General features: G+C 63.7%; 8 protein-coding genes and 1 pseudogene. 2 read left to right on the forward strand and 7 right to left on the reverse strand.

Translation table 11 applies throughout. The features are described from left to right. Together QOC89_RS30245 and QOC89_RS30250 are read left to right on the forward strand one after the other, a co-directional pair. A pseudogene (locus tag QOC89_RS30245) lies at window positions 1-345 on the forward strand (acetoacetate decarboxylase); the annotation flags it as partial. Between the two features lie 93 nt (window positions 346-438). Further along, window positions 439-1155 carry an SDR family NAD(P)-dependent oxidoreductase gene (locus QOC89_RS30250; RefSeq protein ID WP_323048407.1) on the forward strand — a complete coding sequence of 239 codons (717 nt, stop codon included), beginning with the start codon at window positions 439-441 and terminating at the stop codon, window positions 1153-1155. Window positions 1156-1221: 66 nt separating this feature from the next. Here QOC89_RS30250 and QOC89_RS30255 read toward each other — a convergent pair whose 3' ends face one another. The 7 genes from QOC89_RS30255 to QOC89_RS30285 all read right to left on the reverse strand — a co-directional run. Further along, window positions 1222-2016: an ABC transporter substrate-binding protein gene (locus tag QOC89_RS30255; RefSeq protein ID WP_323048400.1), complete on the reverse strand. Its 795-nt coding sequence runs from the start codon at window positions 2014-2016 to the stop codon at window positions 1222-1224. 141 nt (window positions 2017-2157) lie between these two features. Next, a complete protein-coding gene (gene astE, locus QOC89_RS30260) occupies window positions 2158-3216 on the reverse strand; it encodes a succinylglutamate desuccinylase (RefSeq protein WP_323048401.1) in 1059 nt (352 codons plus the stop codon). Beyond that, a complete protein-coding gene (gene astB / locus QOC89_RS30265; RefSeq protein WP_323048402.1) occupies window positions 3200-4540 on the reverse strand; it encodes an N-succinylarginine dihydrolase in 1341 nt (446 codons plus the stop codon). The genes astE and astB overlap by 17 nt, the downstream gene beginning before the upstream one ends. Window positions 4541-4549: 9 nt before the next feature. After that, complete coding sequence (gene astD / locus QOC89_RS30270) at window positions 4550-6013, reverse strand: succinylglutamate-semialdehyde dehydrogenase (protein ID WP_323048403.1); 1464 nt, start codon at window positions 6011-6013, stop codon at window positions 4550-4552. Between the two features lie 2 nt (window positions 6014-6015). After that, complete coding sequence (astA, locus tag QOC89_RS30275; protein ID WP_323048404.1) at window positions 6016-7053, reverse strand: arginine N-succinyltransferase; 1038 nt, start codon at window positions 7051-7053, stop codon at window positions 6016-6018. Next, window positions 7050-8108 (reverse strand): arginine/ornithine succinyltransferase subunit alpha, encoded by a 1059-nt coding sequence (aruF, locus tag QOC89_RS30280; protein WP_323048405.1) that lies wholly within the window; start codon window positions 8106-8108, stop codon window positions 7050-7052. Before aruF ends, astA begins: the two co-directional genes overlap by 4 nt. Before the next feature lie 130 nt (window positions 8109-8238). Beyond that, a partial coding sequence (locus tag QOC89_RS30285; RefSeq protein ID WP_323048406.1) for an aspartate aminotransferase family protein occupies window positions 8239-9385 on the reverse strand: 1147 nt, incomplete at its 5' end.

Genomic DNA, 9385 nt, shown 5'->3' on the forward strand with positions numbered 1-9385 from the left:
CTGATCGGCACGCTCGACTACGGCCCGGTGCGCATCGCCACTGCCACCATGGGCTACAAGCACTACTCGCTGAACCTCGCCAAAGAGCGCAAGCGGCTGGAGATGCCGAACTTCCTGCTGAAAGTGCTTCCGCATGTGGACGGCAAGCCGCGCGTGTGTGAACTGGTGCGCCACTACCTCGACAATATCGAACTGAAAGGGGCCTGGACCGGGCCTTCGTCCCTGCAACTCGTACCCCATGCGCTCGCGCCAGTGGCCGACCTGCCCGTGCTCGAAATCGTCGAGGCACGCCATCTGATTGTCGATCTCACACTCGGAACGGGCGAACGGGTATTCGACTATCTCGATCACTCGCAGATCGTCGCTGCGCCGGCCCGTCGCCGTGTGCGAGCCTCTTCATCGAATTTCTCTGGAAGTCTGACCAAACATATCTAGATGATGAACAGTGTCATCGGCAAGATCGCTGTCGTGACCGGCGCGGCCGGCGGCATCGGCAAACAGATCGCACTGGCGCTGGCACGCGCCGGTGCGATTGTCGGCGTCGCCGACCTCAACCCGCAGGGAGTCAAGGAAGTTGTACAACAGATCCGAAAGAGCGGCGGCACGGCCGTCTGCATGGCCATGGACGTCACGAACGAGGCCGCCGTCAACGAGGGCATCGATCGGGTGGTCGCACAGTTTGGCGCGCTCGACGTCCTCGTCGCGAACGCCGGCGTTCACATCCTCAATCCGCTTGATAGCAGTTCGTTTTCCGACTGGCGGAAGATGCAGGCGACCCACGTCGACGGTGCGTTTCTGACTACGCGCGCGGCGCTCAGGCACATGTACCGGAACGACCGTGGCGGCGTGGTGATCTACATCGGCTCGGTGGATGCGCAGGACACCTCGCCGCAGATGAGCGCGTACGCCGCGGCGAAACACGCGTTACTCGGGATCGCTCGCGTCCTTGCCAAAGAAGGCGCGCCGCACAACGTGCAGGCGTATCTGCTGTGCTGCGGCGCCGGGGACGACGACGTGGTCAGGCACGTGGCGCCTTGCAGCGGCGCCCAAACCACGTTCGCGACTGCGCACGCAGTCGCGCAGACGGTCCTGCATCTGGCAGGCAACGCAACCCTCCCTTCAGCGGCAAGCTCGCCACTCGACTGTGTAAAGTGACGCCCGCAATGCAAACCGGCCGCGCAGGCGGCCAGTTTGCATACAACGGAGAACGACGGCCGGGTGTTACTTCAACACAACCTTCACGTCGAAGTACTTCGCGGCGAAACGGTCGATCGTGCCGTCGGCCTTCAGTTCCTTGAGTGCCTGGTTCAAGGCGTCCTTCAACGCCTTGTCGCCCTTGCGGATACCGAAACCCACCCCCGCGCCGAGCAACTTTTCGTCAGTGACCGCCGGGCCGGCGAATTCGAAACCCGCGCCTTGCGGTTTCTTCAGAAAGCCCTTCGACGCCGCTTCCGCGTCCTGGAACGCCGCGTCGAGACGACCGGACGCGAGGTCGGCATAGATCTGGTCCTGCGTCTGATACGGCACGACGTCGACACCGGCCGGCGCCCAGCGCGCCTTCGCATACGCTTCCTGAATCGTGCCTTGCAGCACGCCGACGTGCTTACCCTTGAGCGAGGCCGGCGTAGGCAGCAAACCACTGCCCTTCTTCGCGATCATCTGATTCGGGATCGTGTAGATCGGATCGGTGAACTCGATGGCCTGGCGGCGCTGTTGCGTGATCGTCATGTCCGAATTGATCGCGTTGAACTTGCGCGCTTCCAACGCCGGAATCAGGCCGTCGAACGAATTCTCGACCCACACGCACTTCGCCTTCAGTTTTGCGCACACGGCATTGCCGACGTCGATATCGAAACCCTGCAGATCGCCCGACGGAGACTTCGATTCGAACGGCGCGTACGACGCCTCGACGCCAAAGCGCACTTCCTTGATATCCGCCGCTGACGCAGCGCCCGTCGTGACCGTTGCCGTCGCGAACAGCGCGAGCGCGGCCATGTTTCGCCAATTCATCTTCATTACGGGTGTTCCTCTACGGTATTGAATAAGACGGAGCCGAATCCGGGCCGGCATGATTGCCGCGCCAAAATTGCGATTCAAACTCGTGCGGCCAGTGTGGTACAGCGCAACAACCGCGAGGGCGGGATTGTACAGAAGCATTCAGACGAGCTTCGAGAGCGTTTCCTGCGTGGTCTCGACGACCAGCAGACCCGCGCGCAAACCCGGCTTGACCGTCGCATTGGGAAACACGATACGTTCTTCGTCGTGACGCACGGTGTAGCGATAGTCGCCGTCGCGGGCGAGCACGGTGTCCTTTGCAAAGGGCGTAAAGTTCGGCACATCCGCGGCAACCAGCAATTCGAATGCGTCGCTTTGCTTGGTGAGCTGGTCGATCACGGTGAATACGCGCGGCATCGCGGCGGGCAGTTTGCCGTTCCTTGTACCGGCCAGCAGATGGCGCAACGCCTCGTCCGCGCCGGCGAAACGCGTCAGGTCGTTCTGCCCGAACGGCCGCACCTTGCCGAGTTCGAGCGTACAGGCTTCGGCGCCGCATGCTTGCGCGGTGAAGTGCGAGTACGTGTTGCCCCTGGTGGTGTGCAGCAGCACCGCGCTGATGCGCGCATCGCCGAGCCACTCGAACATTGCGCGCGAAAACGGCTTGCCTGTATGCGGCAACAACGCGAATTGCTCGAAAGCCGACGCTCGGATCGCCGTGTGCATATCGACGTGCCAACGAGCGCCTGGCGCGTGCGAGGCAACGGCGAAGAATTCCATTGCCGCCCGCTCCAATGCCGCCGCGCGCGGCGCTTCATGGCTATGCGGCAGCTGCGTGTGACGTCCGCTGAACAGGCGGTTCAGATCGTCGTCGCGATACCGGCACGCGTCGCGCATTGCCTCGACGTTGCCGAGAATCACTAGCACGCGGCATGTCAGCGCCGCGCCGCCCTCTGCGATATCGCGCACGAGACGCGACAGCAGCTCGATCGGCGCAGTCTCATCGCCATGCACGCCGGCGGAGGCGAGCACACTGCGCACACCCTCTTCCTGGCTGGCCGGCTCCATGCGCAGAACGCCGTCGTCGAGCCATGACCAGCGCACGCGATGGTTGGCGCACGCACCCTGCGCTTCGTGCGGGGCAGGCCGCAGGCCCGCCAACGTGTAGGCGAGGAAATCGTCGAGCATCGGAATCGACATGCCGCGCTCAGCGCTGGAAGTCATACAGCGAACCCAGACCGAGAATCTGCGTCAGTTCATCGAGCGCGGTGCGCGACTCGGCGAGTAATTGCGGATCGGTCAGATCGGATGGCGCGAGACGGTCGCGGTAATGCTTGTCGATCCACGTATCGAGGCGGCCGAACAACGCGTCATTGATCCACACGCCCGGCGTCACCGCCGCGCGCTCTGCGTCGTTCAACACCACGCGCAGCCGCAAACACGCCGGACCGCCGCCGTTCTTCATGCTTTCGCGCAGATCGAAAACGAGCACCTCGTCGATCGGGCCGGTGTGCGAAGTCAGATCGTCCAGATACGCGCCCACGCGCGCGTTCTCGCGGCACTCCTGCGGCACCACCAGCACCTGCTTGCCGTCCGGGCGCGTCAGCAACTGGCTGTTGAACAGGTACGACGTGACCGCGTCGGACACGCTCACTTGCGCGTCGGGGACCTCGATCACATTGAACTCGGCCTTCAGCCCGGAGAGCTTCGTGCGCAATTCGTCGTAGACCGCTTTCTGCTCGACAAACGCGAGTTGATGGCAGAACAGCGTGTTGCGATTGCCGACGGCGATGACGTCGTTATGGAACACGCCCGCGTCGATCACGTCGGGGTTCTGCTGCGCGTACACCGTGGCCGCTTCTGCCAGACCGTGACGATGCGCGACCGCGCGGCTCGCCTCGAACGTCTGACGCGCGGGGAAACGCTTCGGCTCCGGTCCGCGGCGATATTCGCTGCGGCCGTACACGAAGAATTCGACGCCACGTGTGCCGTATTCCGCGCAAAAGCGCGTGTGGTTCGCCGCGCCTTCGTCGCCGAGAGCGGGCGTGCCGGGCAACGCCTCGTGCACGGCAAACCGATCGGCGTCGCTGAAGATTGCGCGCAACGTGCGGCGCGTCGATTCATGCTCGATCGCGCGATGCAGCTTGCTGCACAGATTGGCCGGCGTGAAATGCACGCGGCCGTCGTGCGTATCGGCCGACGGACTCACTGTGGCCGCATTCGCGGTCCACATCGCGGAGGCCGAACTCGCCGCGGCGAGCAACTCGGGCGCGTCTTTGGCCACGCGTGCGATCACCGTTGCGTCGTCGCCGGAGAAGCCCAGTTCGCGCAACAGGCGCATCGACGGACGCTCCTGCGGCGGCAACACGCCCTGATGAAAGCCGAGGTCGGCCAACTGCTTCATCTTGCGCAGACCTTGCTTCGCGGCCGCTTTAGGGTTGGCAATCGACTTGTCGTTGTTCTGCGACGCGACGTTACCGAACGAGAGCCCCGCGTAATTGTGGGTCGGGCCGACGAGACCGTCGAAATTGGCTTCAGTGGCTTGCATCGTCGATCCTTAGAATTGAAGACCCGGCGAGACGCTCGCGGGCATCTGCAGTTGCGCGCTTTCGACGGACGCCATCGGATACGCACAGTAGTCGGCGGCGTAGTACGCGCTCGGCCGGTGATTGCCCGAACGCCCCGGACCACCGAACGGCGCGCCCGACGACGCCCCGTTGGTCGGCCGGTTCCAGTTGACGATGCCCGCGCGGATGGTGCGCTGGAAATGCGTCCACAGTGCTTCGTCGTCGGCGAGGAGGCCCGCGGAAAGACCGAACTCGGTGTCGTTCGCTTTGTCGAGCGCTTCTTCGAAGCTGCCGTAACGGATGAGCTGGGCCAGCGGTCCGAAATGTTCTTCGTCCGGCAGCTCTTTGACGGCGGTCACGTCGAGAAGCGCGGGCGTGACAAAGCCGAGTTTCGGATCGCGCTGCTCCATCTTCAGCAGCGCTTTCGCGCCATCGGCCAGCAGACGCTCCTGTGCCGCGACGAGGCGCGAGGCCGCACGTGCGGAAATCACCGCGCCCATGAACGGCTGCGGATCGGCGTTGTATTCACCCACGCTGATGCGCGAAGTCACTTCGGTCAGGCGACCCACAAAGCGGTCGCCGAACGCGTCGTTCGGCACGAAAATACGGCGCGCGCACGTACAGCGCTGCCCTGCCGACAGAAACGCCGACTGAATCGTGTGATGCACAGCGGCGTCGAGATCCGCCACCGGTCCGATCACGAGCGGATTATTGCCGCCCATCTCCAGTGCGAGAACGATCTCGGGACGGCCGCCGAATTGTTTATGCAGCAACGTTCCGGTATCCGAACTACCCGTAAAGAACAAACCGTCGATCTGCCGATGGTTGGCAAGCGCAATGCCCGTCTCTTTCTCGCCTTGCACGAGGTTCAGCACGCCCGCGGGCAAGCCCGCCTCGCGCCAGATCTGCACCGTGAGCGCCGCCACGCCCGGCGCGAGTTCGGACGGCTTGAACACCACCGCATTCCCCGCGATCAGCGCCGGCACGATATGCCCGTTCGGCAAATGGCCCGGGAAGTTATACGGCCCGAACACCGCGACCACGCCATGCGGACGATGCCGCAATACCGCCGTGCCATCGGCCATCGGCGAACGCTTTTCGCCGGTGCGCTCGTTGTAGGCCTGAATCGAAATCTCGACCTTCGCCGCCATCGAAGCCGCTTCCGTGCGCGCTTCCCACAGCGGCTTGCCGGTCTCGCGGCCGATCGCTTCCGCCAGCGCTTCCTTGCGTTCGGTCACGAGCGCGGCGAAGCGGCGTACCGCGCCGCACCGCTCGTCGAGGCTCAACGCGGACCAGCGGGCAAACGCGCGCCGCGCGCTGCGTACTGCACGATCGACGTCGTCCGCCGAGGCGCTGTTGCCTTCCCAAACCGCCGCGCCCGTACCGGGGTTACGCGACGCGAATGCGGGTCCTGTGCCGGCGGCCCATTCGCCGTCGATGAAAAGCTCGCTCATGATCATCCTTGTTTGTGTTTCAGCGGCAGCACCCGCACCGGGTCGCCGGCCTTGACGTCGAGCGCGGCCGCCTCGGCGGCGCTCATGCGGAACACGCCGCCTTGCGGCACGCCCGCGGCCGCGCCGACACGAAAGTCGCCCAGCGACGTATTCGATACCAGCGAACGCGGCGCATCCTGCGGCGCGCCCACGGGCACGTCGGCGATTTCGACCGGCACCACGACGCTTTCGCGCACCGTGCGCAAGTCGGCGATATGGCATTCGAGTACCGGGCCTGCGTCGAAAATATCGACGTGATTCTCGTAGCGCAGCCCCTCCGATTCGAGCATGCGGCGCGCCGGAATCGTGTCGCTATGCGTGAGGCCGACGCATTCCTGCGCTTCTTCCGGCAGCAGTTCGACATACACCGGATAACGCGGCATCAGCTCCGCGAGAAACGCCTTACGGCCGTGCGAACTCAGATAGTCCGCCGCGTTGAAATCGATCTGGTAGAAATGCGAGCCGACCGCGCGCCAGAACGGTGAGGTGCCTTCCGCGTCGAAATGGCCGCGCAATTCCGCGCACAGACGCTGCGGGAAACGCTCGCGGAATTGCGCGAGAAACATGAAGCGCGAACGCGACAGCAAACCGCCTACCCCGCTCGTGCGATAACGCGGGCTCAGAAACAGCGAACACACTTCGGCATAGCCCGTGAGGTCATGCGAAATATTCAGCGCGCGCATGCGTGTCCAGATGCCGAGATCCTGGCTCGCGTGCACGACCGTGCTCACGCGGTAGTTGTAGAACGGTTGCTGCAGACCCACTGCTGTTTCGATGCCGCATACACCGGCCACGTCGCCGGTCCCGGTGTCTTCCATCACGAAGAAATAACCCGCTTCGTGCGGTTCGGCCTTGTCTTCCATCGTGCGGCGCGCACGTTCAACCCGCGCGGCCAGGGCCTCGCGATCCGGCTTGAAGGTCGTGAGACCGGGACCGGTCTCTTGCGCCAGCCGCATGAGCGCGTCCACATCGCCTCGTTGCACAACGCGAACGACGATCATGGTGCGTCTCCCGTCAATTCTTCCTGATGCGGCTGATGCAGCGGCACGCAGCGTACCGCGTCGCCCTCCTGCACGCCGAGTGCGGAACGCGCTGCGTGCGACAACGACGCACCGTTTGTTTTGTCGGTCGGCAATTCACCGAGCACGCAGCGGAACTCACCCTCCGCACCGTTATGCGCGATCAGATACGTCGAGCCGCCGGCGGCCGCGCTGGCCTCCCGCACCACACGCGTTTCATTGCGCGTCACGCAGGCGCTGCGATCCACCTGTGCGGTCAGCACCGGACCCGCGTCGAAAATATCGATAAAGCGATCCGTCTCGAAGCCTTCTTCAAGATGAATCTCATACGCGAGCAGCGCTTTCGAATCGGGCTCGCCGAGCACGCGCTGGGCCGCTTCCGGCAGCAACGGCACGTAGATCGGATAGGTCGGCATCACTTCGGCGATGAAGGTACGGCTGCGGCCACCCGATTCAATTTCGATGTCGGCGAAGTTACGGCCGAAGAACTTGCGGCCCACCGCTTCCCAGAACGGCGACACGCCTGAGTCGTCCGTGACGCCGAGCAGCAGCGAAAACACTTCCGACGTGAAACGCTTGCGATTGGCGGCGATGTACATCATCCGCGCCCGCGACATCAGATGCGCGGCCGCATCGCCGCGCAGCGACGGATCGATGTAGTACCCGGCCAGGCGGCTCTTGCCGGTCAATTCATGCGACATGGTCAGCGCGTGAATCTTGCGGTTCACGTGCAATTCGCGCGACGCATGAATCAGTGCGTCGTTGCGAAACGCGTAGAACGGGTCCGAATAACCGGCCGCGGCGACGATGCTCGCCGTGCCCATCAGCTTGCCGCTCTGCGCATCCTCGAGGACGAACAGATAGAACTCCTCGCCCGGAAAATCGACGTCCGCGCGAAACGAGTCTTCCGACAACGCGACACGCGTTTCGAGCGCGCTCCGGTCGTGCGGCAGCGAATGCAGCACCGGTTGCGCGGTGCGCGCCATATGTTCGAGCGCATCGAGATCCGCGAGGCGGCTTGGGCGTACGAAGAGCATCATCGTTCCTGTTGAATGTGACGCATGATCAATGCAATGACTCCGTGCTTCGGCTCAGTGTCGTGGCTTAGTGTCGTGGCTCAATGTCGTGGCTCAATGTCGTGCTTAGTGTGAAGCACAGCGCCGCCGATCAGTGCGACGCCGTTTCGGCTTTCGCGCCGACGATCTCTTCGATCGCCTTGGCCAGACGCGCGAAGCCTTCGTTCATATCGTCGAGCGGCATGATCAGCGACGGCACGAAACGCAGCACGTCCGGGCCCGCCATCAACATGATTACGCCATGCTGCCCCGCGGCGGTGACGAAATCTTTTGCACGTCCCTTGAACGCATCGGTCAATTCAGCGCCGATCAACAGACCCTTGCCGCGCACTTCCTTGAACAGACCAAAGCGTTCATTGAGTTTCGCGAGATGGCCTTTCAATGCTTCGCTGCGGCTGCGCACGCCTTCGAGCACCTTCGGGTCGCTGATCAGCTCGACCACCTTCTCCGCGATCGCCGCGCCCAGCGGATTGCCGCCGTAAGTGGTGCCATGCACGCCGACCTTGAAGTGCGCGGCCAGTTCGTTGGTGGTCAGCATCGCGCCGATCGGGAAACCGTTGCCGAGCGCCTTCGCGGTGGTCAGGATGTCCGGCGTCACGCCGGTGTCCTCGTACGCGTAGAAATAACCGCTGCGGCCCACACCCGTTTGTACCTCGTCAAAAATCAGCAATGCGCCGTGCTGATCGCAGGCTTCGCGCAACGTCTTCAGGAACGCCGGATCGGCCGGGATGACGCCGCCTTCGCCCTGGATCGGCTCGACGATCACCGCACACGTCTTCGCGCCGATCGCTTTCTTTGCCGCTTCGATATCGTTGTACGGCAGATGGATGATGCCGGCCGGCACCGGGCCAAAGCCTTCCGAATACTTCGGCTGGCCACCCACGCTGACGGTGAAGAACGTGCGGCCATGGAACGACTGCGCGAACGAGATGATGTCGATTTTGTCCGCGCCATGACGCTCGAACGCGACGCGACGCGCCAGCTTCAGCGCGGCTTCGTTCGCTTCCGCGCCTGAATTGGCGAAGAACGCGCGGTCGGCGAAGGTCAGGTCTTCGAGACGCTTCGCGAGACGCAGCACCGGCTCGTTGGTGTAACCGTTACCGATGTGCCACAGCTTGCCGCCCTGTTCGTGCAGCACTTTCAGCAGTTCAGGATGCGCATGACCGAGCGCTGTCACCGCGATGCCGCCGGCGAAATCGATATAGTCGCGGCCTTGCGTATCCCAGACGCGTGAGCCG

This window comes from Paraburkholderia sp., from assembly GCF_034668105.1.
Classification (GTDB): Bacteria; Pseudomonadota; Gammaproteobacteria; order Burkholderiales; family Burkholderiaceae; genus Paraburkholderia.